We start from the raw sequence: 26,551 nt of genomic DNA on the forward strand, positions 1-26,551 counted from the left end.
GCAGCCAGATTCAGACCGCTGCCGGGAGCTGATCTTTACCGCGCCCGCCATGCTTGAGTGCCGAAAGTCCGGCACTGCTCAGTCCGGCACTGCTGTACACTGTGCGTATTTTACAAGCCACGACCACTTAACAACCCGCAAGGCCGAATTCGATGAGCGAACCCTTCGACTATCTCAGCACCGCACGCCGCACCATCGAACTGGAGCGTGACGCTGTATCCGACCTGCTTAATCACCTGAACGGCGATTTCACCCGCGCCTGCGACCTGCTGCTTGCCTGCGAGGGCCGTGTAATCGTCACCGGCATGGGCAAGTCCGGCCATATCGGCAACAAGATAGCCGCGACCCTGGCCAGCACGGGCACCCCGGCGTTTTTTGTCCACCCGGGTGAAGCCAGCCACGGCGACATGGGCATGATTACCGGCAAGGATGTGGTCATAGCGCTGTCCAACTCCGGCGAAACCTCTGAAGTCGTAACTATATTGCCGCTAATCAAGCGCATGAATGCCCCCCTGATCAGCATCACGGCCAACCCCAACTCCACCATGGCCCAGGCCTCGGATGCCAGCCTGCACATAGGCGTTGAGCGCGAAGCCTGCCCGCTGGGTCTGGCACCCACCTCCAGCACCACGGCCCAGCTGGTGATGGGGGATGCACTGGCTATAGCCCTGCTGGAAGCCCGCGGCTTCAGTGCTGAAGACTTTGCCTTTTCCCACCCCGGCGGTAGCCTGGGGCGCCGCCTGCTGCTCAAGGTCAGCGATCTGATGCACACCGGCGACGATATCCCCTGCGTCAGCAGCGATACCTCAATCAATCAGGCGCTGCTGGAAGTCACCCGCAAGCGCCTGGGCATGACCGCGGTGACCGACAGCAACGGCGCCCTCTGCGGTCTGTTTACCGATGGCGACCTGCGCCGTACCCTGGATCGCGACATCGACTTGAAGAACACAGCCATCAGCGAAGTCATGACGCCGGACTGCACCACCGTCGCCGCCGGCATCCTGGCCGCCGAAGCACTGCAGGTGATGCAATCTCGGCAGATCAATGCCCTGCTGGTGGTGGACGAGCATCGTCGCCCGATCGGCGCCCTGAACATGCACGACATGCTGAAAGCCGGAGTCATCTGATGAGTTATTTCAACACATCCGCAGCGCTCTCCGGTGAACTGATTGAACGTCTGCGCAAGGTTAGCCTGGCGGTATTTGACGTTGATGGCGTCCTCACCGATGGCCACCTTAACTTTCTGCCCGATGGCACCGAAGTAAAAAGCTTCAACACCCTGGATGGCCTGGGTATCAAGCTGCTACAACAGGCCGGCATCGAAACCGCCATCATCACCGGGCGCCGTTCGCCTCAGGTGGAGATGCGCGCCAAGGCGCTGGGGATTACCCACCTGCTGCAGGGGCGCGAAGACAAACTGGTCGCACTGAAGGAAATCTGGGCCCAGACGGCACACGGCAGCGATACCACCGCCTATATCGGCGATGACTGGCCGGATCTTGCTGCCATTCGCGCCGTTGCCTTTGGCGCCACTGTTCCCAACGGCCATCCGCTGATGCTGCAGCATGCACACTGGTGCACCCAGCGCGCAGGCGGTGCCGGCGCCGGACGCGAATTCTGCGAGCAGATACTCAGCGCCCGCGGCCAGCTCGAGTCTATTGTCAGCGAGTACCTCTAGATCATGCTGAGCAGCCGGACGCGTCTTATCCTCGCCACCGCCCTGCTGGCACCGATACTGCTTTACTGGGGAGCCGATCGCGCCCCTACTGAAGCGCCTGCGCCCGAGCTAACGCCCGGTACCGCCGATACGGACTACTATCTGCGTGATGCCACCATTCGCCAGTTCGATGTCACGGGTCAGCTGCATCAGGAGCTCAGGTCGCCGCAGCTCGAGCACTATCCAGAGCCAGGCGAGCTGCGTGCCCAAACGCCGGATATAGTCCTGTTTCGCAATGATAGCCGCGGTGAGGTGCTGATCAGCGCCCAGCAGGGCCGGATGCAGGACAGCAACGAGCAGGTCTGGCTCAACGGCACTGTGCGTGTAAAGAGCAGCGCTGACAAAGACGCCAGCGGTACACCTCTGCGACTGGAAACAGAGGCACTGACCCTGGTGCCATCAGAGCAATTTATCGAAACAGACACCGCCGTCACGCTGTTTAGCCAGGGGGGTGAAACCCGGGCCAATGGCATGAGGGCTTACCTGAATAGCCGCCAAGTCGAGCTACTGTCCGATGTCGAGGGACGCTATGAAACCAAATAACACCCGCCTCTGGCTGGCAGCCCTGCTGTCCCTGAGTTTTTCCGGCACCAGCCTGGCCCTGCCAACCGATCGTAACCAGCCGATCCACGTCAGCGCCGATACCGCCACCATTGATGACAACACCGGCATCACCACCTATAGCGGTAACGTCGAGATTGCTCAGGGCACGCTTAAGATCAATGCCCGCAATGTCGACCTGCACCGCAGCGAGTCCGGCGTCAGCCGCATTCTGGCCACAGGCGATGTCAAGTTTCAGCAACAGGCGGCCAAAGACAAACCTGTGACCAACGCCTATGGCGAGCGTATGGACTACCAGGTCACTCGCCAGGAAATCACCATCACCGGCCAGGCCCGGGTGGTGCAGCAGAAAGACACTTTCACCGGCCAGAAAATCGTCTATAACCTTGAGAAGTCCCTGGTTAACGCCTTCAGCGGCGAAAGCGGTCAGGGCCGTGTGCAGATGGTCATACAGCCCAAAGGGGCGGCTCAATGACCAGCACACTGGAAGCTCGCCAGCTAGCCAAAAGCTACAAGGGGCGGGCTGTTGTACGGGATGTTTCACTGTCGCTTAAAAGCGGCCAGATTACAGGCCTGCTGGGACCCAATGGCGCCGGCAAGACCACCTGCTTTTACATGATTGTCGGGCTCGTTAACGCTGACAAGGGGCAGGTACTGCTCAACGGCACGGACATTACCTCCCTGCCGATGCATGGTCGGGCTCGCAAGGGCTTGGGCTACCTGCCCCAGGAAGCGTCCATTTTTCGCAAGCTCAGCGTGCGCGACAACCTGATGGCCATCCTCGAGACTCGCAAGGACCTGGACCGTGCCGGCCGCGAGAAGCGCCTGGAGCAACTGCTGGAAGAGTTTCATATCGTGCATATCCGCAACAGCCTGGGCATGGCACTCTCCGGCGGCGAACGCCGCCGCGTCGAGATAGCCCGCTGCCTGGCCACGGAGCCGACCTTTATCCTGCTCGACGAACCCTTCGCGGGGGTCGATCCGATTTCGGTCAACGATATCAAGAACACCATCCGCCACCTGCAGACCAAGGGCATCGGCATCCTGATCACCGATCACAATGTGCGCGAAACCCTCGATATCTGCGAACACGCTTATATCGTCAGCGAAGGCGGCATTCTGGCCGAGGGCACACCGACGGACATTATCGCCAACAAGCAGGTCAAGGCCGCTTACCTGGGCGAACAATTCAGGCTTTAATGCCTGCCCTGGTGAGATATTTTTTTAGTGTTGCATGACCACTGCGGCAGTGTTTCTTCAGTCTGCAGGGCAGATAGACGACGCTCAGGCCCGGTTAGGCATATAATGCACAGCAACTCGACCCACTCCCACAGATAACGCAGTCTTTCTATGAAGCAAGGGCTCCACCTAAAAATTGGTCAGCACCTGACCATGACGCCCCAGCTGCAGCAGGCCATTCGCCTGCTTCAGCTGTCGACACTCGACCTCCAGCAGGAAATTCAGGAAGCGCTCGAAAACAATCCCATGCTCGAGTCCTCCGATGAGGATCACGACGAAGCACCGGATGCCGATTACAACGAGCACCAGAACTCCGAGGCCCCACAAAAGGTCAATGAGAGCGAAGGCGAACGCGCCAGTGCGGAAAACTCCGACAGTGACGACAGCCCCCAGGCCGAAGACAACTGGAATGAAAGCATCCCCGAAGAGCTTGGCACCGACAGCTCCTGGGACGATACCTTCCAGAGCAGCCAGCCCAGTGGACCTGCGCGCGATGACGACGGCTCCATGGAGTCCAACGACACGGCGGAGGAAACACTGCAGGATCACCTGGAGTGGCAGCTCAACCTGACACCCATGAGTGACCTGGACCGCCTTATCGCCACCGGCATTGTCGATGGCATCGATGCCAACGGCTACCTGCGCATCTCTCTGGATGAGCTGCTGGATCACTTCAAGCAGGAAAACCCGGCAGACTTTGAAGACATCGACTCCGACGATATCGAAGCTGTACTGCACCGCATTCAGCAGTTCGACCCCCCCGGTGTCTGTGGCCGTGACCTGGGCGAATGCCTGGCCATTCAGCTGCGCCAGATGCCGGAATCGACCCCCTGGCGCAAGGAAGCCATTCGCGTCGTCAGCGAGTTTATCCAGCTGCTTGGCAGCCGGGATTACAAACAGCTGATGCGCCGCACAAGGCTGAAAGAACACCAGTTGCAGGAAGTCATACTGCTGATCCAGAGCCTGAACCCACAGCCCGGCGCCAGCATCACCGCCAGCACCGCCGAGTACGTCATACCCGACGTTGTGGTCACCAAGGTCAAAGGCTTCTGGACGGTAATACTCAACCCCGACACGGCGCCGCGCCTGCGCATCAACACCCAGTACTCGGACCTGATCCGGCGCGCCGACAACAGCTCCGACAACACCTACCTGAAGAACCACCTGCAGGAAGCACGCTGGTTCATCAAGAGCCTGCAGAGCCGCAACGAAACCCTGCTGAAGGTATCGCGGGAAATCGTTGCCCGCCAGGAAGGCTTTCTCGAACAGGGCGAAGAAGCCATGCAGCCACTGGTGCTGCACGATATCGCCGAAGCTGTCGAGATGCATGAGTCCACGATATCCCGGGTCACCACCCAGAAATACATGCACACCCCCCGGGGCATCTTCGAGCTGAAGTATTTTTTCTCCAGCCATGTGGGCACCAGTGATGGCGGTGCCGCCTCCTCCACCGCTATTCGGGCGCTGATAAAACGCCTGGTGGCAGCAGAAAGCACCATCAAGCCACTGAGTGACAGCAAGATCGCCACACTGCTTGACGAGCAGGGTTTTCAGGTCGCCAGGCGGACTGTGGCGAAATACCGTGAAGCAATGAATATTGCACCTTCTAATGAGCGCAAGCGTCTGGTTTAATTGAGATGCAAACAAGGCGATCTTTCGCCGCTGTTGACTAGGAGAGAACTATGCAGATTAACATCACAGGACATCACGTCGAACTCACCGATGCACTGCACGAGTATGTACATAGTAAATTCGGCAAGCTAGAGCGGCACTTTGACAACATCACCAATGTTCAGGTTACCCTGAGTGTAGAAAAACTGCGTCAGCAGGCCGAAGCCGATGTTCATCTTGCAGGAGGCAAGTTGTTTGCGACCCACGAACACCAAGACATGTACGCCGCCATCGATGGCCTGACCGACAAGCTTGACCGTCAGATCATCAAGCACAAAGAAAAAACCAAAAACCACAAATAACGGTAAATAAATAAGCCCATGTATCTGCATGAACTGCTGACCCCCGCCCTTACATTCTGCAACCTTGATGGGGGCAGCAAAAAACGTGTACTGGAAACGGCCAGTAAACTGATCGCCGAGCAGGCACAAGGGCTGGCCGCTGAAGAAATCTTCAGCGGCCTGATCGGCCGCGAACGACTTGGCAGCACCGGTATAGGCAGCGGTATAGCCATACCCCATTGCCGACTCGAAAGCGCCACCCAGCCCACCGGCATGATGATCAAGCTCGCCGAACCTATTGATTTTGACGCCATCGACAACCAGCCGGTGGATCTTCTTTTTGTACTGCTGGTGCCCTCCGAAGCCAGCGATGAGCATTTGCAGACTCTGGCCATGCTGGCCGAGCTCTTCAGCCGCGAAGAAGTACTTACAGCACTTCGTGATACCACCTCTGACCAGCAGCTATTCGATACGGCTCTGCGTCTGGCATCGCACTGAGCACAGATCCCATGCCTCAACCTCAGCTGGCACTCGTTCCCACAGCATCCCTGATGGTATCGCCATGAAACTGGTGGTCATCAGCGGCCTGTCCGGCTCCGGCAAAAGCACAGCGCTGCAGGCACTGGAAGATGTCGATTTCTACTGCATCGACAATCTTCCTGCGCTGCTGCTGCCCAGCCTGATCGAGCAAATGCTGAAAGATCCGATGCCGCCGGAGAAACTGGCGGTCAGTATTGATGCCCGCAACCTGTTGAGCAACCTGCGCCAGTTTCCCAAACTGCTAAAAAGCATGCGCACGCGTTATGCCGAGGTCAATACCGAAGTCCTTTACCTGGATGCCTCGGACCCGACACTGCTCAAACGTTACAGTGCCACGCGGCGCAAGCACCCGCTTTCCGGCGAGAGCACCGGCCTGCAGCAGGCGATTGGAAATGAGCGACTACTGCTCGAACCCATCGCCAACATGGCTGACCTGCGCATCGATACCACCCGCCTCAAGCTGTACGACCTGCGGGACAGTATCAAGCTGCGCGTGTCCCAGCGCACCGAACAGCAGCTCTCGGTGCAGTTCGAATCCTTTGGCTTCAAGCACGGCGTACCGCTGGATGTCGACTTCACCTTCGACGTGCGGGTACTGCCCAACCCTTTCTGGATTCCGGATCTGCGCGGTTTTACCGGCCTCGATGCCCCCGTCATCCGCTTCCTTGAACAGGCACCTGAAGTGGCGGAAATGACCGGCGACATCCGCGACTTCATCGCCAAATGGCTACCGCGTTTCAAGAGCAACAACCGCAGCTATATCACCATCGGTATCGGCTGCACCGGCGGGCAGCACCGCTCGGTCTTTATCGCAGAGCAACTCGCTGGTCATTTCCGGCGGTCTGTGGATAATGTGCATGTCCGTCACCGCGAACTGAGTTAACCGCGGGACAAATGGATATATTGAGCGAGGACTAGCCCCGGCATGATCGAAAAGCACGTTACTATTATAAATAAGCTGGGTCTCCACGCCCGTGCTGCCGCCAAGCTCATCAGCACCACCGGGAAATTTTCCAGCCAGATTCGCATCATCAAGGATGGTCGTGAAGTCGACGGCAAAAGCATCATGTCTGTGATGATGCTCGCCGCCAGCAAAGGCACCGAATTGCTGATTCGCGCCGAGGGCGAAGACGAGCAGGCCGCCATTGATGCCGTTAGCGCCCTCATCGACGACTATTTTGGCGAAGGCGAATAAAAAACCTGTTTTTGCACCCCGCCCGACGCCCGTCCCCGCTGATACCCGCCAACTGATTCCGGTATACTGTGACCCCAGCCCGAGCCGCCCAGCGCGGCCTCCGTGGCAAAGCCATTTGAGTTCTTCTTCCCTACCAGCCCCCAGGGCAGCGCAAGGATGTCATGAGCAGCAAAGAGCCACTCTCCCCTATTGAACGACTGAACGCCGCCATGGACAGCGGTGAACTGCGTCAGGTGCGCCATACGCTGAACAACAGCATGCGCCCGGTGGAGATCGCCCATCTGCTGGACAAGTCCCCACCCAAGGAGCGCCAACTGCTCTGGGGTTTGGTCAACAAGGATCTGGAAGGGGATGTGCTGCAACACCTGGGCTACGACGTCCAGGCCGAAATTCTCAGCCGCATGGAAACCCGGGAAGTTCTTGAGATCACCGAAGGTCTGGACATTGACGACATGGCCGACCTGCTGCAACAGCTGCCCGAGCGCATCATGCGCGAACTGCTGCAGACCATGGATATTCAGAACCGCACCCGGGTCGAGCAGGTCCTGTCCTATGACGAGGACACCGCCGGCGGACTGATGAACACCGACACCGTGACCATCAGACCGGATATCACGGTGGAAACGGCGCTGCGCTATATTCGCCGCCACAAGGAAATACCGGACATGACCGACAGTCTGTTCGTGGTCAGCCGCAAAGATGCCTATATAGGCATCCTGCCCCTGACCAAACTGCTGGTGTCGGATCCCGACATGCTGGTGCGCGAAATCATGAACACCGACATCGAGCCCATAGAGGCTACGATGACGGATAGCGAAGTCGCCCAGCTGTTCGAACAGCACGACCTGATCTCTGCGCCTGTCATCGACGAAGACGGAAAATTGCTCGGTCGTATTACCATCGATGACGTGGTCGACGTTATCCGTGAGGATGCCGACCACTCCCTCATGAGCATGGCGGGTCTGGGGGAGGACGCAGACACCTTTGCACCACTGATGCGAACGACCCGCAACCGTGCCATCTGGCTGGGTATCAACCTGCTCACCGCCTTCATTGCCTCGGCGGTGATTGGCATGTTTGAAGCGACCATCGAAAAAGTCGTGGCCCTGGCCGTACTGATGCCAATCGTCGCCTCCATGGGCGGTATCGCCGGTAGCCAGACACTAACACTGGTCATTCGTGGTCAGGCACTGGGCCACGTGGAGCGTACCAATATCCGCTGGCTGCTGAATCGCGAGCTGGTCGCCGGCGCCCTTAACGGCCTGCTCTGGGCCGCCGTGGTCGCTGCAGTCGCCATTATCTGGTTTCAGGATATTTACATCGGTGGCATTATCGCCGCCGCCATCGTTATCAATTTGATAGCCGGCGCTTTGGCCGGCACTCTGCTGCCCATTGGCCTCAAGGCCGCCGGCATAGACCCGGCCCTGGCCGGCAGCGTTTTGCTCACCACCATTACCGATGTTGTAGGCTTCTTCGCCTTCCTCGGACTGGCTACCTACTTTTACAGTTAAAGAACCGACCTATGACTAACGAAGAAGATTTTGATCCGATAGACCCCGCCGACCAAGACGAAGAGCTGATCAGCAAAAGCCAGGCCAAACGCGATATGCACGCGCTGCAGGACCTGGGTAAAAAGCTGGTCGCACTGAACAAGGATCAGCTGGCCAAAATCCCGATGGACGAGACCCTGCGCGAGGCGGTGAATGAATGCCGTCGGCTGAAAAAGGGCGAAGCCATTCGCCGCCAGCTGCAATATATCGGCCGCCTGATGCGCCTGGCCGATACCAGCGGCATCAGCCAGACAATGGACAGTTTTGAGGCGGGCAAGCAGGCCCACGACGCCCACTTCCATCGCCTGGAACGCTGGCGTGATCGCCTGATCAACGGCACGCCCGACGACCTGACCGACTATGTGGCAGCCTTCCCCCACGCCGATATTCAGCATCTGCGCCAGTTGATACGCAACGCCCAGCGCGAGGCTCTGCAGCAGAAACCGCCGGCCAGCTCCCGCAAGCTGTTCAAGTATTTGCGCGAACTGGCTGAAGTGCCCAACTGATCTGGCTTAGCCAAGCCAGGATCACAATCGAAAAAGCCGGAGCTGCACTGTGCAGCTCCGGCTTTTTACTGTGACCCTCAGGCGCTGATACAGCGCCGTTTAGGCGTTATTCTATAACCGCCACGCGCCCATGCTCGCTCACCGGCATGCGCTGACGCAGGCGATGTAGCTCAGCCAGATCAATCTCGGCACTGCACCAGCCCTCACCAAAAGCAAGCTCAGCTCTAAGCTCACCCCAGGGATCGACGATCATCGAATGACCCCAGGTTTCACGCCCTCTACCATGTTGGCCACCCTGATTGGCCCCCAGCACATAGCACTGAAACTCAACCGCCCTAGCCCGCAATAATAACTCCCAGTGTGCGGCACCGGTAACCGCGGTAAAGGCCGATGGCACGCTGATCAACTCGGCGCCGGCATTGCGCAAACGCTGGTAGTGATCGGCAAAGCGCAGGTCGTAACAGATGCTCAGCCCCAGGCGTCCGCAGGGTGTGTCGACAATAACTATCTCAGTGCCAGGCTCGATATAGGCGGATTCGCGATAACTCTGCTGCGCATCCGCCACTTCTACATCAAACAGATGCCGCTTGTCGTAACGCGCCCGCTGCCGCCCCTGATCATCGAATACGAGGCTGGCGGAACGTACCCTCCCATCGGCCACCTCTGTGCCATCATCTCGCAGCATAAGCGGCACTGAACCTGCGACCAGCCAGACACCAGCATCCCTGGCCAGAGCACCCAGGCGCTGCTGTAGCTCGCCCTGACCCTGGGCAGCGGCCAGGGCTCGCAAGCCGGATGAGTCGAACAGGGCAAAATTCTCCGGCAATAGCACCAGCCGCGCACCGTCGACGGCGGCCGCGCGCACCAAACGTTCGGCAGCGCTGAGATTGGCCTCAAAATCGGGCCCCGAGACCATCTGAACCAGAGCGCAGCGCGACATTTTCACCTCCAGCCTGAAACGTAATTTACCGCTGACCTGTCGAACAGCAGGCCAGACTATTGAGCTTTATCAGGGCGACGCCGAACGCATGACCGACACATCGGGATCATTCCAGTCACCGGACACGCGATAGCGAATCGATGTCACCTTTTCCAGCTTGTCACCAATGAGCTTGTCGATCAGGAACATGGCACCGGCCACCTGGGGCGCCCCCAGCAGCACCGCCGCCAGCGGTATATTACTCGTCAGCGGCAAGGTCACTTCCATTTCCTGCTCCACGGTTTCACTCAGCAGATTAAGACTACCGGTCATGGTCATGTCGGCAGAAGGCCCCTGCAGGCGCAGCGGCTCAAGCGTACGGGCCTGGCCACGCTCAAAGCGATAGCGGCCCGACAGGCTGTCGTAGGCGAGGCCACTTTTCAGCAGGTCGGAAAAATCCAGCTTGAAGCGTCGTGCCAAGCTGTTGAGGTTGAGAATACCGAAAATGCGCAGGATATTACTGGCGCCACCGCTTTCGATAATGCGCCCATCCTCCAGCCTGAAGGCCAGCTCGCCCTGCGCCTGGGCCAGTGAAATATCCCAGGGTCGGCGTAACCAGCCCAGCTGCAGATAGGCATCGGTGCTGTCAGAGGCAAGCACGCGACCGCTCCCCCAGGCCTCCAGCAGAGTAGCAATATCGCCCCCTTGCAACTTGAGGGTCAGCTCAGTACTAATGGCCGGCAGTTCGCGCCAGCTACCCTCGCCACGAACCTCAAGGCCGCCGATATGCCCCTCAATCGCTTCAATTGCCAGACGTCCCGTTTGCGGGCGCAACCCAAACTGCCAGCGCCCGAGATTGCGCGGCCCCAGACTCAGACTGCTGATGCTGACATCCACCGCCGGCATACCACCAAGGTCGATAGGCTCGGGAGCCGCTGCCTCGACGCCCTGTGGCAAGGTCGCAGACGGGCCAGCGCTGGGCTTGGGCTCAGGCAGGTTCAGCGCCTTGACCTGCAACCGATAAGGCTGCCCTGGCTGTAGCGGCCAATCCAGGGTCGCATCCAGCTGTGCACTCTGCACATACAACTGCCAGGGCGCAGTACCCAGATGTACACTGGCCTGAGTGAATGTCATGCCACGCACATTCAGCTCGCCAACCTGAATATCCACCGCTCGCAGCGCCAAAGGCCCATCAGTGACTGCCGCGCCCGAGCTCGCGGCGTCACCAGCAAGCCCATCCAGCCAACCCTGGGCCTGCAGGAAGGCCTCCAGCTGATCGGTGCTTAAAGACTCGATGCGTCCATCAACCCAGAGCCCGGCCGACAGCGGCAATTCCGGGCGCCCGCCACCCAGTGTCACACGGCCAAAACCCTGCAGCGGCTGCGCTATGCCGAACACGGCCCGCAAACGCTCGTCGTAGTTAAGTCGCACTGAGCCTTCATTCAACCCCACCACCACCGATAGCGGGCGAAGCTCTGCTGCCTGCTTGCCAAGAAAACCGGGCCAGGGCACCACAACCCCCACAAGATCACTGCTAATCACCAGCCGATTGCAGTCGTCAGCACCACTGCACAACTCAAGACGGGCGTTATAGGCCGCTGTGCCGCCAAGGTCACGCAGAATATCCAGCTCGCTCCATTGCACCAGCTGAGCCATGGGCAGCTCACCGGCCAGACTCACACGGGTACGCCAGGGCTCAGTACCGGGAGTAGTGATCTGCCCCCGTACCGGCTGGCCAAGCATATTGCCATCGAGCCGCTCGCTGCGAAGGCCCTTTTCCGTGCTGTAGTGCAGATCACCATGAAGATCAGAAAATGCCAGGCGCAAGGCTTCAGACTCAAGTGTTCCATTAGCCAGGCGTGTCGCAACCGCGACACTGGGCAGCGGCTTGCCATCAAGCGGAATACTCAGTCGCAAAGCCGTCTCGGCAGGGCCGCTGAGCTTCCACTGCGCCAGCGCGTCCCCCACCAGCGGACGCAAGGGAGATTCCATCAGCAGGCGATGGATATCGGCGGCATCCCCGCCAAGCTGCCCGTCGATCTGCAAGGGGGCATCAGGTCCCTGCAAATAGACCCGCGCATACTCGACCTGGGAGTCCATCAGCCGCCCCTCCTCCACCTCAACCAGCAGCGACTGATCACGCAGCATGACGAAAGCCTTGCTGTTGCGTACCGCGGGCCAGCCGGGCTGATAGGCCATATCGGCCTGCTCCACATCGAAGAACATCTGCACTGTGAGTGCGACGTCATCATCCAGTCGCTTGGTTCCGCCGTGCAGCAAAAACCCGCCCTGCTGCACACGCCCGCCCTGAATAGCGCCGGCGAGCCAGTCATACAGGCCGCGCCCGACCGCGTCCGGCGGCACATAGTTGGCCGTTTGCAGCGCATCGCTGTCGGTCATGCCGATCATGAGAGTCAGTTCAGTCTGCTCTTCATGGGCATAGGGCAGACGCATGCTGAATCGCCCCGCCGCCGACACCGAGGCGTTGGTCAGGTGCAGCAGTTCGCTGCCTATCACCACGGCGTCCTGCTCCAGCGACCAGCGCACTATGCCATCGGCCTTGTCATACTCCCAGCCACGGTCGTAGAGCTCGGGGAAAAACAGCTCGAAATCGGTCGTGGCCAGATGAATACGACCGCCGCGCAGGTTCGCATCCAGCCGACCACTAACACCGCTGACACGGGGCGCACCCCAGGCCGCCTCGCTCGAAAGACGGTCAAGATCCGCCTGCAATTCGAAGCCGCTCCAGTCGTGATTTTCCGGCCAGTTGGCGCGAAATCGCGTCAGCACACCGGTTGGCGCCAGCGGCAGCAAAGCCTCTTTAAGACCCTCGGGCAGAAAGGGCTGCAGCTGCAGCCAGTGCGCCAGCGGCGCAAGATCAATGCCGGAGCCTGCAATCTGGCCGGGCTTTAGCTCTCCGTCCTGCCAGAGCGCCTCCAGCAGCAACTGTGGCACCGCAAGCCCAGCGCCGGCACTGTTCAGCGCCAGATCATTGAGCTGCAACTGATAACGGTCACCACTGCGCAGGAGTGCAAAATCGGTGCGAGCTGCGCTGATATCAGGAAGATTCGGGGATGCAGCGGAGAACTCAGCCACCGCGACATTTCCCTGCAGAGTCTCCAGCCGTCCCTGCGAGAAACGCCCCCAAAACTCGGTACTGGCTCGCAGGCTATCGATCTGAAACGGCAACAGATCCAGATTCAGCAGATCCGGGCCCAGCTCATCCAGCGACAGGTAAAAGTCATAGGGCGCATTCAGCAAATCATCGCCGCTACCGCGAGTTTCAATGGCAAAACGCACAGCCCCCTTGTCCCCCGCCGCCGGCAGTACCAGTGAGCCACCCAGTTGATGCTCGCGACTGCTGTTCTGCAACAGCAATTCGGGGGCACGCAGCACCCGGGGGTCGCCGGATTCTGGCAGCAAAGTGAGCTGTACATCGGAAAGGGTGACTTTGGGCTGAATCATGGCCAGGCCCAGCATGCGACTCAAGGCGTCGACCTTGAGGCCAGTGTCGCCGGCATCCTCACCGGGGCCAGGTAACCAGCGACCCTCGCGCTCACGCAAGGTCAGCTGCAGGCCGCTAAGCTGCGCCTGCCGGAAGACCGGAATCAGATTGACAATAGAGGCTGGCAGGTCAAGCTCGACACTTAGATGGTCAAAACGGGCACGCACTTCAGGCCCGGAATCGGTATCGCCAACGGTGCCAGCACCTGGATCAGCAAAAAAGCGCACGCCGCTCACTGAAAGCTGCGGCCAGCGACCGCTCCAGTGCGCGTCTATGCGCTCGATATCCAGCGGCACGCCGAGCTGCTCACTGAGCAGCACCGACAGTTGCTCGCGATATTCGCTGACTGCCGGCAGGAACTGACGCAGCAGCGTCACCAGCAGGGCCACAAGCAACAGCAGACCAGCACAGAACCAGCCCAGCCTGCCCAGCACAGACCCCAGCCTGATGTTCACGCCGCGCTCCGTTTAGCGCAGCACGACGTCGAACTGCTCTGGACTGTAGAGCGTTTCGACCTGAAAACGAATGGTTTTGCCGATAAAGGCCTCAAGCTCCGCCAGATGCTCGGATGCATCGTCCAGCAGATAATCCACCACCGTCTGGGCTCCAAGCACCAGGTAGGAATCGGTATCGTAAGCGCGATGCTGACGCAGGATTTCACGGAAAATATCGTAGCAGACGGTTTCTGCCGTCTTGATCATGCCCCGTCCCTGACACTGGGAACAGGCATCGCACAACACCTGTTCGAGACTTTCCCGGGTGCGCTTGCGGGTCATTTCGACCAGACCCAGCTCAGAGACACCGGTGACCTTGCACTTGGCGTGATCTTTTTCCAGCACCCGTTCCAGCGTCCGCAACACCTGACGCTGATGGTCGGAATCTTCCATATCGATAAAATCGATAATGATAATGCCGCCGAGGTTACGCAAGCGCAGCTGACGCCCGATGGCAGTGGCCGCCTCCAGGTTAGTCTTGAAGATGGTTTCTTCCAGATTACGGTGACCAACAAAGCCGCCAGTGTTGATATCCACCGTGGTCATGGCTTCGGTCTGATCAAAAATCAGATAACCACCGGATTTCAACTCGACCTTGCGTCCCAGGCCACGCTTGATTTCCTCTTCCACATTGAACAGATCGAATATCGGGCGCTCACCGGGGTAGTACTCCAGCTTGTGCTGAATTTCCGGCACCAGCGCCTGCACGAACTCCTGCGCCTTCTGGTAAGTCTCACGCGAATCAATACGAATGCGTTCGACACCGGCATGGGCCATGTCCCGCAGCGCCCGCATATTCAGCGGCAGGTCTTCATACACGATTTCCGGCAGACCGGCGCCCTTGATCTTGTCCTGTATGGCACCCCACAGGCGGTACAGGAACAGCAGGTCGGCGCGCAGCTCGGTTTCGTTGGCACCTTCCGCCACTGTGCGCAAAATGAAGCCGCCACGGCTTTCCTCACCCGCCTCTTCAGCCAGCGAGTCAATCAGGCTGCGCAGACGATCGCGCTCTTCATTATCCTCAATTCGCTGGGACACACCTATGTGCTCGTTGCCGGGCATATACACCAGATAACGAGACGGAATGGACAGGTGAGTGGTCAGACGCGCACCCTTGGTGCCGATCGGGTCCTTGGTCACCTGGACCAGCAGGCCCTGACCCTCACGCAACACCTGGGCGATTGAGGTATTGCTGCGCTCCTCCGCCGTGGCGGACTGGCCCAGCACTTCCTCAACATGTATGAAGGCCGCACGCTCCAGCCCGATATCGACAAAGGCTGCCTGCATGCCAGGCAGTACGCGTACCACCTTGCCATTATAGATGTTACCCACAAGACCGCGGCGCTTGGCCCGCTCGATGTAGAGTTCCTGCGGGACACCGTTCTCGATCACCGCTACGCGGGTCTCCATTGGCGTAAAGTTGATCAGAATTTCTTCGCCCATCACTTACCGCCTGCTCCTTCGACTCTCAGTTAAGCTGACCGTGAAACCGATCTCCTGATCGGCTTACTGCCCGGCCGGGCCCCATGACCCTTGTCGCGCATCTGCGCACGCATATTCTCTATTATGCAGCACTGTACCAGAGCGGCACGTCAAACTGTGTCAGTAACTGTGCAGTTTCGGCCAAAGGCAAACCCACCACCGACGAATAACTGCCATTGATGGCCGTCACGAAAACTGCACCCAGCCCCTGAATCGCATAAGCACCCGCCTTGTCCAGCGGCTCCCCACTGGCCCAGTAACGCCGGCACTGGGCCTCGTCCAGTACGCGAAACTCCACCTCGGTGGTCACGACGCGCGCCTCGGCCCGGTGTTCATCCACCAGCGCGACACCGGTCATTACCTGATGGCGTCGCCCCGACAGCAACAGCAGCATGCGCACCGCATCCTCTTCATCGCAGGGCTTGCCCAGTATTTCATCGCCACAGACCACCGCAGTATCAGATCCCAGCGCCGGACAGCGACCACCGCTCAGGTCAAAGCCGGCCTGTGCCTTTTCAAGCGCCAGCCGGCGCACATAGCTCTGTGGTGCTTCTCCCGGCAACAGCTGCTCGGGCAAATGGGGCGCACAGACCTCGAAGGCAACACCAATCTGCGTCAGCAGCTCACTGCGCCGCGGTGATGCGGAGGCCAGAATCAGGCTTGTCATGGTGATACAGAATTCCCTTGAATGGCACCGCCAGGCAACATTGTATAGCCCAGACGGGACTGCCGTCAGGTTACCCGGAAGGTACGTCTAATGCTACGCAGCAGCACAAAGACGCAGGGCCAGAGTACCGCACTCACCAGGGACGGCAACATGAACATCAGGTTGTCCCGGGTGTTGCCGGCAATGGACTGCATCCAGTGAAAGGTCAGTTGGTTGATACCCACCAGCACCAGCACCATCATGGCCTGTTTCCATAACGGAAACATGCGCAGACGCTGATGAATGAGCAGGGTCAGAAAGGCAATCAGAGTTAGTGCCAGTGCATTAAGCCCCAGGGCGCTGCCCTTGAGCAGATCCAGCGTCAGGCCGAGCATCCAGGCGGTGCCTATGCTCACCCGGTGTGGCAAGGCCAGTACCCAGTAAATCAGGATCATGGGCACCCACTCTGGACGTACCCACTCGAACTGCACCGGTAGCGGCAGCTGACTCAGGGTCAGACCTATAAGAAAAGTCCCGATGATAATCAGAAAGCCGCCGGAACGCACCTCACTCATCGAGAGCCCCGGCCACCGGTGGCTCCAGAGGAAGCTCCCGGGGCCCGCGTACCAGCAACAGATGCCGGCTCTTGTCCAGCCGCGCCGTAGGCTTGGCCGTTACCAGCGAAAAAGGCCGACCCGGGTCACGAATCACACCAGTGACCACAGCCACGGGATAACCCCGCGGGAAGCGTCCACCCAGGCCCGAACTGATCAGCAGATCGCCTTCACGCACGTCGGCGGTATCAGGCACATGCTCAAGTTCGATTTCGTCGTAGACACCCTTGCCCAGCGCAATGGCACGCAGGCCGTTGCGGTTAATTTCCACCGGAATGGCATGGCGAGCATCGGTAATCATCATGACGCGACTGGTATAGTGACTGGCCTCAACCACCTGACCGATCACGCCACCGGCATCCAGCACGGCCTGCCCAATATAGGCGCGATCCTCGGCACCGCGGTTGATGATCACCTGATGCAGGAAGGGGTCTGGATTAACGCCTATCAGCTCGGCCAGCATGACCTGGTCTTTGACCCGTTCTTTGCCATCAAGCAGCTCACGCAGGCGCAGATTCTCGGCCGTCAGGGCAGCGATCTGCTGCACCTTGCGCTCCAGCAGCAAAGCTTCGGATTTGAGGCGCTCGTTTTCCTTCAGCAGGGTCGTGCGATCCACCAGCACACCGGACAAATCGTCCGCCAGCCGTCCGGGCACGTCGACCATCCATTGCAGGGGCGTAATCAGAAGGGACAGATAGCCGCGTGCATCGCGCATCTTTGACCAGTTGAGGTCGGCGATGATGAGCAGTAACGCCATCAGCACCAGCACAACAAAGAGGGCACGGGGCGACCCGCCCCTGAAAATCAGCTTAATGGGACACCTCTCGGCGGATGCCGCAGTGTCCCGGCTGGGTTGAAAAGACTGAGCAGAGCATCAAACCACTATTCGTAGGAGAGTAACTCAAAAGCACGATTGTCGAGCATTTCCAGCGCCTTGCCACCACCACGGGCAACACAGGTCAGCGGATCCTCGGCAATGATCACAGGCAGGCCAGACTCTTCACTGATCAGACGGTCTATGTTGCGCAGCAGCGCACCACCACCGGTGATCACAATACCGAATTCGGCAATATCAGCCGCCAGTTCCGGCGGGCACTGCTCCAGCGCACTCTTTACCGCCTGCACTATGGCCGCCAGGGGTTCCTGCAGCGCTTCAAGAATCTCGTTGCTGTTAAGGGTAAAACGACGCGGAATGCCCTCAGCCAGATTACGGCCGCGCACGTCAATTTCAAGCACCTCAGAGGTCGGGTATGCAGTACCGACTTCCTGCTTGATGCGCTCCGCCGTGGCATCACCAATCAGGGAGCCGTAGTTGCGACGCACATAGGTCACGATCGCCTCGTCGAAACGGTCACCACCGACCCGCACGGATTCAGCGTAGACGATACCGTTAAGCGAAATAACAGCAATTTCAGTGGTACCACCACCGATATCCACCACCATGGAACCGCGGGCTTCATCGACCGGCAGTCCGGCGCCTATGGCGGCCGCCATGGGTTCTTCGATCAGGTAAACTTCGCGGGCACCGGCACCCAATGCCGACTCCTTGATGGCGCGACGCTCAACCTGAGTAGATTTGCAAGGCACGCACACCAGCACGCGCGGGCTTGGCGTGAGAAAGTTACCTTCATGTACCTTGGCGATAAAATACTGCAGCATTTTTTCGGTGACGTGAAAGTCGGCAATAACACCATCTTTCATCGGACGAATAGCGGTGATGTTACCGGGAGTTTTCCCCAGCATGCGCTTGGCATCCATCCCTACTGCAGCGACTGATTTATGATTACCGTTATGACGAATGGCAACAACAGAAGGTTCGTTCAGCACTATATCTTTATCACGAACATAAATAAGCGTGTTCGCAGTGCCCAGGTCTATGGACAGATCGCTGGAAAAAAGACCTCGGATTTTCTTGAACATGGGGATGGGGTACCTAAACAGATGTCGCGCGACGCGCTGATTCTGAAAACACGTAACTCTAGCAATGGCGGGGATTTAGAGCAAGGAACAAATATGTTAACTTAGCCGTCTTCCCCAGCACCGCCGAGTGCCGAAAACCTTAAAAAAATCATTGAGAACTGCAACATGGCTCTAGAGCGTTCCGACGTGGAAAAAATCGCCCACCTGGCGCGGCTGCAAATCCGTGATGAAGAAGTCCCGGGCTACACCCAAACGCTATCCGATATCCTTGCCCTGGTTGATCAGCTGCAGGCCACCGACACCACCGACGTGGAGCCCATGGCCCACCCGCTGGACGCCGTGCAGCGCCTGCGCGCCGATGTTGTCAGCGAAACCAACCAGCGCGAACAGCTGCAAAGCGTCGCACCTGCGGTGGAAAACGGCCTGTTCCTGGTTCCCAGGGTTATCGAGTAAGCACCGCCACGTTCCGAATTTGTGAAGGATACCCAACCCCATGTTTGACAAGACACTGGCCGAACTGGCCGGCGGACTGGCCGCAGGTGATTTCAGCAGCCTTGAGCTGACCGAATCCTGCCTCGGCCGCATCAAGTCTCAGGATGCCGCCTACAACAGCTTTATTACCGTCACCGAAGAACTGGCCCTGAGCCAGGCCCGAGCGGCGGACAGCCTGCGCGCCGCCGGCAAAGCCGGTATTTTCACCGGCCTGCCACTGGCTCACAAAGATATTTTCTGCACCCAGGGCGTTCGCACCAGCTGCGCCTCGCGCATGCTCGACAACTTCATTGCGCCTTATGACGCCACCCTGGTGCGCAAGTTCAATGACGCCGGCGCCGTGACACTCGGCAAAACCAACATGGACGAATTCGCCATGGGTTCGTCCAACGAGTCGAGCTTCTATGGCCCATCGCGCAACCCCTGGGACACCGACCGTGTTCCCGGCGGCTCGTCCGGCGGCTCGGCCGCGGCTATCGCCGCCCGCCTGGTACCGGCCGCCACCGGCACCGACACCGGCGGCTCCATCCGTCAGCCCGCAGCCCTGTGCGGCATTACCGGCCTCAAGCCCACCTATGGCCGGGTATCACGCTACGGCATGATCGCCTTTGCCTCCTCGCTGGACCAGGCAGGCCCCATGGCTCGCACCGCCGAAGATGCCGCCCTTATGCTTAACGTCATGGCCGGCTTTGATCCCATGGACTCCACCTGCGTCGAGCGTGAAGTTCCGGATTACAGCGCCAGCCTGAACGACAGCCTCGAAGGCCTGCGCATCGGCCTGCCGAAGGAATACTTCGCCGATAACCTGAATCCTGCCATCGCCGAACAGGTACAGAACGCGATTCGCGAGTTTGAAAAGCTCGGCGCCAGTGTCAGGGAAATCAGCCTGCCCAATACGGCGCTGGCGGTACCGGCCTACTACATCATCGCCCCGGCCGAAGCCTCCACCAATCTGTCCCGTTTTGATGGCGTACGCTACGGCTACCGTTGCGACAACCCCGTCGATCTGGAAGATCTGTACAAGCGTAGCCGCGGCGAAGGCTTTGGCGACGAGGTCAAGCGCCGCATCATGGTGGGCACCTATGCGCTGTCTGCCGGTTACTACGACGCCTACTACCGCAAGGCACAGCAGGCACGCCGCCTGATTCAGCAGGACTTTATCCAGGCCCTGTCCGAGGTCGATGTCATCATGGGCCCGACCACGCCGCAGCCAGCCTTTCGCATCGGCGAGAAGTCCTCGGATCCGGTACAGATGTACATGGAAGACATCTATACGCTGGCGCTGAACCTGGCGGGACTGCCCGGCATGTCCGTACCCTGTGGCCTGGCCCAGGGACTGCCGGTAGGACTGCAGATTATCGGTAACTACTTTAGCGAGGCAAAATTGCTCAATGTCGCGCACCGCTTCCAGCAGGCGACCGACTGGCACACACTGGCACCAGCGAGCATCAAGGGGTAAGGCACGATGGAATGGGAAACAGTAATCGGGCTGGAAATTCACGTTCAGCTCGCCACCAAAACCAAGATCTTTTCCGGCTCCAGTACCGCCTTCGGTGCCGAGCCCAACACCCAGGCCAGCGCCGTCGACCTGGCGCTGCCGGGCACACTACCGGTCTTCAATGAAAACGCCCTGCGCATGGCTGTGATGTTCGGCCTGGCCATAGACGCCGAAATTGGCAAGCGCTCGGTATTCGAGCGCAAGAACTACTTCTACCCCGACCTGCCCAAAGGCTACCAGACCACCCAGCTGGCAGAACCCGTGGTGGGCCGCGGCCATGTGGATATCGAACTGGCCGATGGCCGCATCCAGCAGGTACGCATTCACCATGCGCACCTGGAAGAGGACGCCGGCAAGTCGCTGCATGAAGACTTTCACGGCATGACCGGCATCGACCTGAACCGCGCCGGCACGCCGCTGATTGAAATTGTCACCGAGCCAGACATGCGCAACGCCGAGGAAGCCGTGGCCTTTGCCCGCAAGCTGCACTCGCTGGTGACGTCTTTGGGTATCTGCGACGGCAACATGGCCGAAGGTTCGCTGCGCTTTGACGTCAACGTATCCGTACGCCCCAAAGGCACCGAAACCCTGGGCACCCGTACCGAGACCAAGAACCTCAACTCCTTCCGCTTTATGGAAGAAGCCATTGAGCTTGAAGTCGAACGTCAGATCGACGTAATTGAAGGCGGCGGCGAAATCCGCCAGGAAACCCGCCTCTACAACGGCGACACCAAGGTGGCCCGCGCCATGCGCAGCAAGGAAGAAGCCAACGACTACCGCTACTTTCCCTGCCCGGATCTGCTGCCCATCGTTATCGACGATGCCTATATCGAAGCCGTGCGCGCCACCCTGCCGATTCTGCCAGCACAGTGGAAAGCCACTTTCGTCGAGCAGTACGGCCTGTCGGAGTACGACGCCAGCGTACTGTCGTCCAACAATGTACAGGCAGCCTACTATGACCAGGTTGCCAAGAGCTGCGGTGACGGCAAGCTGGCCGCCAACTGGGTTATGGGCGAGTTGGCCCGGCTGCTGAACCAGCACGACACCGACATCAAGGCATCCCCGGTCAGCGCAGAACAGCTTGGCGGCCTGCTCACGCGCATCAAGGACGACACCATCTCCGGCAATATCGCCAAGAAGGTGTTCGAAGCCATGTGGCTTGAAGGCGGCAGCGCCGACGAGATCATCGACGCCAAGGGCCTGAAACAGGTGACAGACAGCGGCGCCATCGAAGGCATCGTTGATCAGGTGATCGCCAGCAGTGACAAGCAGGTGGAACAGTACAAGGCGGCCGAACCCGACAAGCGCGGCAAGATGCTGGGCTTCTTTATGGGCCAGGTGATGAAAGCCAGCGGCGGCAAGGCCAACCCCGGCGCCGTGACCGGCATTCTGAAGCAGAAACTCGACGCTCTGTGCGACTAGAGCCCGCCAGGCCCGGGCATTGCCACCGCAGTGCCCGGGCCTGAGCCCTCAACTCAATGAGCAGTATTCAAAGCTTTAATGCCGTATCCCAACCCGACGCCCGGCTACTGATTCTCGGATCAGTCCCGGGCGTCGCCTCGCTGGTACAACAGCAATACTATGCCCACCCGCGCAATACCTTCTGGCCTATCATGGCTGAACTGCTCGACTTTGACATCGACCTGCCCTACCTTCTGCGCCTGCAGCAGCTCAAACAACGACAGATCGCCCTTTGGGATGTAGTGCACCGCTGTCAGCGCCCGGGGAGTCTGGATCAGAATATTGCGAAGGATTCAGTTGAGGCGAACGACTTTGCGACCTTCTTTGGACTGCACTCGCAGCTCAGGGGAATCTGTTTCAATGGCGGGGCCGCCGAGACACTGTTCAAGCGTCATGTTATTCGGGGCGGCATTTCAATTCCGAGCGGGGTCGAGATGGCTCGACTACCCTCGACAAGCCCGGCGAATGCCGGACTTAGACCTGCACAAAAATTCGAGCAGTGGCGCCGGGTGATCAACGATCTGCGCTCAACGAGCGACGCTCGATAAACACCAGGCACGCGGTGACGCATCAGACGAGCAGGATGGGTGAAACCATGCAGCCTTATGACGCCTGTTGATTGCCACAAGATAGGGGCAGGGTGCACCCCACCCTATAGAGCCGTCGGAAAAATCAGGCCTTCTTGAGGTAGGCCGCCACCAGCACGATCTGCACACCATTGACCTTGCCCTCGATATGCTTGGGGTTCGAGGTCAGGCGGATATCACGCACCGCCGTGCCGCGCTTGGCGGTAAAACCCGCACCCTTCACGTCCAGATCCTTGATCAGGGTGACAGAGTCACCTTCCTGCAGACGGCTGCCGTTACTGTCCAGAGTCGGCTCGCTGTCGTCATCTTCATCGGCCATGGCTGCCTGGGCCCAGCTTTCGAGTGCGGGATCCAGGTACAGCATGTCCAGCAGATCCTGCGCCCAGGGCTCAATAGACAGACGCTTGAGCTGGCGCCAGGCCAGTACCTGCACCGCCGGCACTTGGCTCCACATGCTGTCGCCAAGGCAGCGCCAATGATGCAGATCCTGCGGATTATCTATCTGTTCGCTGCAGGTAGCACAGAGCAGCGCCAGATTATCCACACCGGCCGGCGCCAGGGAAACGTCACAGGCTGCCAGATTCTGATCGCTGCCACACAGCTCGCATTTAGCGCCGCTGCGCTCCATAAGTTGCTGCTCAGTAGTCATGGATTTTGTCCGGGTATATAAATTTGCGGCGCACTATAACACGGGAAAACAGAGTGCGGCATACCAGGCTCGGCCACTGCCGCTCAGGCGCTGTCCCGCGCCTGCAGCCGAAAACCCAGATCCACCACCGACTGCTGCAGAACTTCACCTGCAAGGCGGCGCATCAGCATCTGGGCAGCGGTTTTACCGATATCGTACAAAGGCGTCTGAATTGAGGTAAGAGAGGGGTTAATACAGGCCGAGCCTTCAAGGTCATTGAAGCCTGCGATTGCCAGCTGTTGCGGCACCCGTATATGCCGGCGCTGGCACTCGTAGATGGCACCGTAGGCTAGGTCATCGTTGCAGCAGAAAACCGCATCCAGATCAGGATTCGCCAGCAACAGGTCCGCCAGCAGCTGGCCACCGAGGCGCACAGTGGAAGGCTCCGCGGTAGTCAGAACTCGCTTGTCGTCGGCCAACCCGGCCTCAGCCAGTACATCGATAAAGCCCTGAATACGCCGCTGAGAACGATAATCCATCTGGGCGCCGAGCACACCGATGCGTTTGTAGCCACGCTCCAGCATGTAGCGCGCCATAGCGGCGCCGGCGTCGCTATGGGAGATCCCGACGCTCATGTCCAGCGGCGCCGAGGTGCCAACTTCCATAATCTGCACCAGTGGAATGGCAGCGGCCTCCAGCTGGCGGCGCGTGCTGTCAGCCATATCCAGCCCGGTAACTATCATGCCATCGGGGTGATGGGTGAGAAACTTGGAAATCAGGCTGGATTCCTGCTGCACCGAGTAATAAGTATTACCCATCAGCATCTCGTACCCCGCCGGCGCACAGACATCATAGATGCCGCGGATGACATTGTTGAACACGGCATTGGAGACCGATGGAATCACCACGGCGATGGTATGGCTTCGGTTGCCTGCCAGGGATCGTGCCGCACGATTGGGAATGTAGCCCAGTGCATCTATGGCCTGCTCCACCCGCTCGCGCACCTGTTCCGACACCCGCTGCGGCTCATTCAGCGCCCGCGATACTGTCATCGCACTGACACCCGACATGCGCGCCACATCACTCAGGGTCACACGCCCCTTGCTGCGACTGCCCGGCTGACTTTGCCTGGTCGTCATTGTTACCGCTCCAGCACCCAAGAAAGCGCCATTCTAGCAGTATTTATTCGGCGCTAACACGGCACCATGTTAGCGCTAAAATACTATTTGACGCACTCTAATCACTGGTATAGTCTTACCGAACTCGCTAGATTCCGCATTGATGCGGTTTTTTTAGATTTTTATATGTTAGCGCTAAACTTATTTTCACAATATGAAAACAATAATATGAATCTAGTCATCATGGGCGTGTGCGGCTGCGGCAAAAGTACCATCGGCAAATTGCTGGCTGATGAACTGGGTGCGCGCTTTATCGAAGGCGATAGTTTTCACCCCGTCGAAAACGTGCAGCGCATGTCCGCTGGCACCCCCCTCACCGACGCCGATCGCCAACCCTGGCTTGAGCGCCTGCGCGATGAGCTCAGCGCCACCCACGCCCAGGGCAACCAGGCCGTGCTGTCGTGCTCGGCACTGAAGAAAGACTACCGCCAGACCCTTGCCAGCAGCAGCCCGCTGACCTTTATTTACCTGCAGGCCGACCGCGCTGAAATAGAGCGTCGCATGTCACTGCGTCAGAATCATTTTATGGTAGCCACTCTGGTGGCCAGCCAGTTCGAGACACTGCAGGAACCCGGCACAGACGAAGCCTGCGTTCACGTTTCTGTGCTGCAGAGCGTACCGCAGATCCTGCAGGAAATTCTCGCCAAATTACCCAAGTAACACCCCCCGAGCCCGCCATCGACTAACCTTCGCTGGGTCGACGAACGGACTTGTAATCTGAAAACCACTGATAGGTGAAGCATGAAAATAACAACACCCCTGCTAACGTCCTCCAAACGCCTGCTGACCAGCGCCATTATCAGCGCAGGCCTGCTGATGGGCAGCGCCCAGGCGGCTGAGTTCAACTGGACTTTCCAGACCTCGGAAAACACCGGTGAGCCACAGTTTGAAATCAAGAAAAAATGGGCCGATAACGTCAACGCCATGTCCAGCGGACGTATCGAGATCGAAATCCTGCCGGTCAATGCCGTCGTCCAGGCCAACCAGACACTGGATGCCGTCAGCTCCGGCATTCTGCAGGGCCACCTGACCGACCCGAGCTACTTCTCTGGCCGTGACCCCGCCTTTGGCATGCTCGGCAATCTGGTGGGCGCCTGGGGAGATCCGCTGGAGTTTCTCGAGTACATGAAATACAACGGCGGCGAAGAAATCTACAACGAACTGGTTGAGCCCTACGGCGTACACCTGATCGGCGCTGCCGCTACCGGCCTTGAGGCTTTTGTATCCAAAAAGCCCATCTACACAGTTGCAGACATGAAAGGCCTGAAACTGCGTGCGCCTGAGGGCATGGTCTACAACATCTTCGAAAAAGCCGGCGCTACGCCGGTGAACCTGCCGGGCTCCGAGGTCTATACCGCGCTGGAAAAAGGCGTTATCGACGCAGCCGACTACACCGTTTTCTCGACCAACCACGACCAGGGCCTGCACAGCTTTGCCAAGTACCCCAACTACCCGGGCTTCCATTCCCTGCCCATGGTGTCGGTATCGCTGAACAAGGATATCTGGGACGGCCTGCCGGCGGATCTGAAGGCCATTCTGGAAACTTCGGTTGATTCCATGGCCTACGAAATGGTCGCGACCCTGAAAGCCCGTGACCTGGTCGCAGTGAAGAAGGCCCGTGAAGACGCCTCCATCACCGTGATAGACATGGCGCCTGAAGAACGCGCCAAGTTCCGTAACATCGCCAAGGAAGAGTGGAAAGTCTGGGCGACAAAAAGCGAGCTGAACCAGAAGATCTACGACTCCGTCGTCGGCTTCCTGTCTGACCGCAACCTGATGTAATCCGGCGGGCTACAAGGAGGCTGCCCGATAATGCTGGCCGTAGCGAAAGACGGCTGATTTGAGCGGTTTTTTGCGCTGTTTTAAG

At 59.0% G+C, this 26,551-nt stretch carries 27 protein-coding genes; 18 read left to right on the plus strand and 9 right to left on the minus strand.

The genetic code is table 11. The features are described 5' to 3' along the window. The first annotated feature begins 152 nt into the window (after positions 1-152). The 12 genes from MPRO_RS23075 (at position 153) to yjgA (ending at position 9,260) form a co-directional block, all read left to right on the plus strand. Positions 153-1,127 (plus strand): KpsF/GutQ family sugar-phosphate isomerase, encoded by a 975-nt coding sequence (locus MPRO_RS23075; RefSeq protein ID WP_067298651.1) that lies wholly within the window; start codon positions 153-155, stop codon positions 1,125-1,127. Further along, on the plus strand, positions 1,127-1,678 hold the full coding sequence (locus tag MPRO_RS23080; protein ID WP_067298652.1) for a KdsC family phosphatase: 552 nt from the start codon (positions 1,127-1,129) through the stop codon (positions 1,676-1,678). The genes MPRO_RS23075 and MPRO_RS23080 overlap by 1 nt, the downstream gene beginning before the upstream one ends. A gap of 3 nt (positions 1,679-1,681) precedes the next feature. After that, a complete protein-coding gene (gene lptC, locus MPRO_RS23085) occupies positions 1,682-2,260 on the plus strand; it encodes an LPS export ABC transporter periplasmic protein LptC (protein ID WP_067298653.1) in 579 nt (192 codons plus the stop codon). After that, positions 2,247-2,753, plus strand: a complete 507-nt coding sequence (lptA, locus tag MPRO_RS23090) for a lipopolysaccharide transport periplasmic protein LptA (protein WP_067298654.1) — start codon at positions 2,247-2,249, stop codon at positions 2,751-2,753. The genes lptC and lptA overlap by 14 nt, the downstream gene beginning before the upstream one ends. Next, positions 2,750-3,478 carry an LPS export ABC transporter ATP-binding protein gene (gene lptB, locus MPRO_RS23095; RefSeq protein ID WP_067298655.1) on the plus strand — a complete coding sequence of 243 codons (729 nt, stop codon included), beginning with the start codon at positions 2,750-2,752 and terminating at the stop codon, positions 3,476-3,478. Before lptA ends, lptB begins: the two co-directional genes overlap by 4 nt. Positions 3,479-3,628: 150 nt before the next feature. Continuing rightward, on the plus strand, positions 3,629-5,149 hold the full coding sequence (locus MPRO_RS23100; RefSeq protein WP_067298656.1) for an RNA polymerase factor sigma-54: 1,521 nt from the start codon (positions 3,629-3,631) through the stop codon (positions 5,147-5,149). Positions 5,150-5,199: 50 nt separating this feature from the next. Then, positions 5,200-5,490 (plus strand): ribosome hibernation promoting factor, encoded by a 291-nt coding sequence (gene hpf / locus MPRO_RS23105; protein WP_067298657.1) that lies wholly within the window; start codon positions 5,200-5,202, stop codon positions 5,488-5,490. Between the two features lie 18 nt (positions 5,491-5,508). Next, a complete protein-coding gene (gene ptsN / locus MPRO_RS23110) occupies positions 5,509-5,967 on the plus strand; it encodes a PTS IIA-like nitrogen regulatory protein PtsN (protein WP_067298658.1) in 459 nt (152 codons plus the stop codon). A 64-nt stretch (positions 5,968-6,031) separates the two neighbouring features. Next, positions 6,032-6,892, plus strand: coding sequence for an RNase adapter RapZ (rapZ, locus tag MPRO_RS23115; protein WP_067298659.1), 861 nt, complete (start codon positions 6,032-6,034; stop codon positions 6,890-6,892). Between the two features lie 42 nt (positions 6,893-6,934). Continuing rightward, positions 6,935-7,204 (plus strand): HPr family phosphocarrier protein, encoded by a 270-nt coding sequence (locus tag MPRO_RS23120; protein WP_067298660.1) that lies wholly within the window; start codon positions 6,935-6,937, stop codon positions 7,202-7,204. A 161-nt stretch (positions 7,205-7,365) separates the two neighbouring features. Then, positions 7,366-8,715: a magnesium transporter gene (gene mgtE, locus MPRO_RS23125; RefSeq protein WP_067298661.1), complete on the plus strand. Its 1,350-nt coding sequence runs from the start codon at positions 7,366-7,368 to the stop codon at positions 8,713-8,715. Between the two features lie 11 nt (positions 8,716-8,726). After that, on the plus strand, positions 8,727-9,260 hold the full coding sequence (gene yjgA, locus MPRO_RS23130; protein ID WP_067298662.1) for a ribosome biogenesis factor YjgA: 534 nt from the start codon (positions 8,727-8,729) through the stop codon (positions 9,258-9,260). Positions 9,261-9,366: 106 nt separating this feature from the next. Here the strand turns inward: yjgA and MPRO_RS23135 are convergent, their stop codons facing one another. The 7 genes from MPRO_RS23135 to MPRO_RS23165 all read right to left on the minus strand — a co-directional run bounded on the left by MPRO_RS23135 (position 9,367) and on the right by MPRO_RS23165 (position 18,840). Then, a complete protein-coding gene (locus tag MPRO_RS23135) occupies positions 9,367-10,200 on the minus strand; it encodes a carbon-nitrogen hydrolase family protein (RefSeq protein WP_067298663.1) in 834 nt (277 codons plus the stop codon). A gap of 69 nt (positions 10,201-10,269) precedes the next feature. Next, positions 10,270-14,139 (minus strand): YhdP family protein, encoded by a 3,870-nt coding sequence (locus tag MPRO_RS23140; protein WP_067298664.1) that lies wholly within the window; start codon positions 14,137-14,139, stop codon positions 10,270-10,272. A gap of 12 nt (positions 14,140-14,151) precedes the next feature. Continuing rightward, entirely contained in the window at positions 14,152-15,621 is a 1,470-nt protein-coding gene (gene rng, locus MPRO_RS23145) for a ribonuclease G (protein ID WP_067298665.1), read from the minus strand. A 121-nt stretch (positions 15,622-15,742) separates the two neighbouring features. Then, the gene (locus MPRO_RS23150) at positions 15,743-16,327 is read right to left on the minus strand and encodes a Maf family protein (RefSeq protein WP_067298666.1); all 585 of its coding nucleotides are present in this window, start codon (positions 16,325-16,327) and stop codon (positions 15,743-15,745) included. A 65-nt stretch (positions 16,328-16,392) separates the two neighbouring features. Then, entirely contained in the window at positions 16,393-16,881 is a 489-nt protein-coding gene (mreD, locus tag MPRO_RS23155) for a rod shape-determining protein MreD (protein ID WP_067298667.1), read from the minus strand. Then, positions 16,874-17,689 carry a rod shape-determining protein MreC gene (gene mreC / locus MPRO_RS23160; RefSeq protein ID WP_281177208.1) on the minus strand — a complete coding sequence of 272 codons (816 nt, stop codon included), beginning with the start codon at positions 17,687-17,689 and terminating at the stop codon, positions 16,874-16,876. Before mreC ends, mreD begins: the two co-directional genes overlap by 8 nt. A gap of 113 nt (positions 17,690-17,802) precedes the next feature. Further along, positions 17,803-18,840: a rod shape-determining protein gene (locus MPRO_RS23165; RefSeq protein WP_020683090.1), complete on the minus strand. Its 1,038-nt coding sequence runs from the start codon at positions 18,838-18,840 to the stop codon at positions 17,803-17,805. 165 nt (positions 18,841-19,005) lie between these two features. Between MPRO_RS23165 and gatC the strand changes: the two genes are divergently transcribed. Genes gatC through MPRO_RS23185 form a run of 4 tightly spaced genes read left to right on the plus strand, consistent with a single transcriptional unit; the run spans position 19,006 to position 22,839 of the window. Then, positions 19,006-19,293 carry an Asp-tRNA(Asn)/Glu-tRNA(Gln) amidotransferase subunit GatC gene (gene gatC / locus MPRO_RS23170; RefSeq protein ID WP_067298669.1) on the plus strand — a complete coding sequence of 96 codons (288 nt, stop codon included), beginning with the start codon at positions 19,006-19,008 and terminating at the stop codon, positions 19,291-19,293. 40 nt (positions 19,294-19,333) lie between these two features. Beyond that, positions 19,334-20,791, plus strand: a complete 1,458-nt coding sequence (gene gatA / locus MPRO_RS23175) for an Asp-tRNA(Asn)/Glu-tRNA(Gln) amidotransferase subunit GatA (RefSeq protein WP_067298670.1) — start codon at positions 19,334-19,336, stop codon at positions 20,789-20,791. A gap of 6 nt (positions 20,792-20,797) precedes the next feature. Then, a complete protein-coding gene (gene gatB, locus MPRO_RS23180; RefSeq protein ID WP_067298671.1) occupies positions 20,798-22,252 on the plus strand; it encodes an Asp-tRNA(Asn)/Glu-tRNA(Gln) amidotransferase subunit GatB in 1,455 nt (484 codons plus the stop codon). Between the two features lie 56 nt (positions 22,253-22,308). Next, positions 22,309-22,839, plus strand: coding sequence for a DNA-deoxyinosine glycosylase (locus MPRO_RS23185; protein WP_067298672.1), 531 nt, complete (start codon positions 22,309-22,311; stop codon positions 22,837-22,839). Positions 22,840-22,963: 124 nt separating this feature from the next. Here the strand turns inward: MPRO_RS23185 and MPRO_RS23190 are convergent, their stop codons facing one another. After that, entirely contained in the window at positions 22,964-23,527 is a 564-nt protein-coding gene (locus MPRO_RS23190; RefSeq protein WP_067298673.1) for a PhnA domain-containing protein, read from the minus strand. A gap of 83 nt (positions 23,528-23,610) precedes the next feature. Next, on the minus strand, positions 23,611-24,645 hold the full coding sequence (gene gntR / locus MPRO_RS23195; RefSeq protein WP_067298674.1) for an HTH-type transcriptional regulator GntR: 1,035 nt from the start codon (positions 24,643-24,645) through the stop codon (positions 23,611-23,613). Between the two features lie 207 nt (positions 24,646-24,852). On the opposite strand from gntR, the gene MPRO_RS23200 reads away from it, so the two are divergent. Together MPRO_RS23200 and MPRO_RS23205 are read left to right on the plus strand one after the other, a co-directional pair. Then, complete coding sequence (locus MPRO_RS23200; protein ID WP_067298675.1) at positions 24,853-25,344, plus strand: gluconokinase; 492 nt, start codon at positions 24,853-24,855, stop codon at positions 25,342-25,344. A gap of 81 nt (positions 25,345-25,425) precedes the next feature. Further along, positions 25,426-26,466: a TRAP transporter substrate-binding protein gene (locus MPRO_RS23205; protein WP_067298676.1), complete on the plus strand. Its 1,041-nt coding sequence runs from the start codon at positions 25,426-25,428 to the stop codon at positions 26,464-26,466. Positions 26,467-26,551: the final 85 nt, after the last annotated feature.

The sequence above is a fragment of the Marinobacterium profundum genome (genome assembly GCF_001528745.1).
GTDB lineage: Bacteria > Pseudomonadota > Gammaproteobacteria > Pseudomonadales > Balneatricaceae > Marinobacterium_A > Marinobacterium_A profundum.

Excerpts from the sequence above, each read along its gene's own strand:
- MPRO_RS23075 (WP_067298651.1), top strand. The coding sequence starts at position 153 with ATGAGCGAACCCTTCGACTATCTCAGCACCGCACGCCGCACCATCGAA.
- MPRO_RS23080 (WP_067298652.1), top strand. The coding sequence starts at position 1,127 with ATGAGTTATTTCAACACATCCGCAGCGCTCTCCGGTGAACTGATTGAA.
- lptC (WP_067298653.1), top strand. The coding sequence starts at position 1,682 with ATGCTGAGCAGCCGGACGCGTCTTATCCTCGCCACCGCCCTGCTGGCA.
- lptA (WP_067298654.1), top strand. The coding sequence starts at position 2,247 with ATGAAACCAAATAACACCCGCCTCTGGCTGGCAGCCCTGCTGTCCCTG.
- lptB (WP_067298655.1), top strand. The coding sequence starts at position 2,750 with ATGACCAGCACACTGGAAGCTCGCCAGCTAGCCAAAAGCTACAAGGGG.
- MPRO_RS23100 (WP_067298656.1), top strand. The coding sequence starts at position 3,629 with ATGAAGCAAGGGCTCCACCTAAAAATTGGTCAGCACCTGACCATGACG.
- hpf (WP_067298657.1), top strand. The coding sequence starts at position 5,200 with ATGCAGATTAACATCACAGGACATCACGTCGAACTCACCGATGCACTG.
- ptsN (WP_067298658.1), top strand. The coding sequence starts at position 5,509 with ATGTATCTGCATGAACTGCTGACCCCCGCCCTTACATTCTGCAACCTT.
- rapZ (WP_067298659.1), top strand. The coding sequence starts at position 6,032 with ATGAAACTGGTGGTCATCAGCGGCCTGTCCGGCTCCGGCAAAAGCACA.
- MPRO_RS23120 (WP_067298660.1), top strand. The coding sequence starts at position 6,935 with ATGATCGAAAAGCACGTTACTATTATAAATAAGCTGGGTCTCCACGCC.
- mgtE (WP_067298661.1), top strand. The coding sequence starts at position 7,366 with ATGAGCAGCAAAGAGCCACTCTCCCCTATTGAACGACTGAACGCCGCC.
- yjgA (WP_067298662.1), top strand. The coding sequence starts at position 8,727 with ATGACTAACGAAGAAGATTTTGATCCGATAGACCCCGCCGACCAAGAC.
- MPRO_RS23135 (WP_067298663.1), bottom strand. The coding sequence starts at position 10,200 with ATGTCGCGCTGCGCTCTGGTTCAGATGGTCTCGGGGCCCGATTTTGAG.
- rng (WP_067298665.1), bottom strand. The coding sequence starts at position 15,621 with ATGGGCGAAGAAATTCTGATCAACTTTACGCCAATGGAGACCCGCGTA.
- MPRO_RS23150 (WP_067298666.1), bottom strand. The coding sequence starts at position 16,327 with ATGACAAGCCTGATTCTGGCCTCCGCATCACCGCGGCGCAGTGAGCTG.
- mreD (WP_067298667.1), bottom strand. The coding sequence starts at position 16,881 with ATGAGTGAGGTGCGTTCCGGCGGCTTTCTGATTATCATCGGGACTTTT.
- MPRO_RS23165 (WP_020683090.1), bottom strand. The coding sequence starts at position 18,840 with ATGTTCAAGAAAATCCGAGGTCTTTTTTCCAGCGATCTGTCCATAGAC.
- gatC (WP_067298669.1), top strand. The coding sequence starts at position 19,006 with ATGGCTCTAGAGCGTTCCGACGTGGAAAAAATCGCCCACCTGGCGCGG.
- gatA (WP_067298670.1), top strand. The coding sequence starts at position 19,334 with ATGTTTGACAAGACACTGGCCGAACTGGCCGGCGGACTGGCCGCAGGT.
- gatB (WP_067298671.1), top strand. The coding sequence starts at position 20,798 with ATGGAATGGGAAACAGTAATCGGGCTGGAAATTCACGTTCAGCTCGCC.
- MPRO_RS23185 (WP_067298672.1), top strand. The coding sequence starts at position 22,309 with ATGAGCAGTATTCAAAGCTTTAATGCCGTATCCCAACCCGACGCCCGG.
- MPRO_RS23190 (WP_067298673.1), bottom strand. The coding sequence starts at position 23,527 with ATGACTACTGAGCAGCAACTTATGGAGCGCAGCGGCGCTAAATGCGAG.
- gntR (WP_067298674.1), bottom strand. The coding sequence starts at position 24,645 with ATGACGACCAGGCAAAGTCAGCCGGGCAGTCGCAGCAAGGGGCGTGTG.
- MPRO_RS23200 (WP_067298675.1), top strand. The coding sequence starts at position 24,853 with ATGAATCTAGTCATCATGGGCGTGTGCGGCTGCGGCAAAAGTACCATC.
- MPRO_RS23205 (WP_067298676.1), top strand. The coding sequence starts at position 25,426 with ATGAAAATAACAACACCCCTGCTAACGTCCTCCAAACGCCTGCTGACC.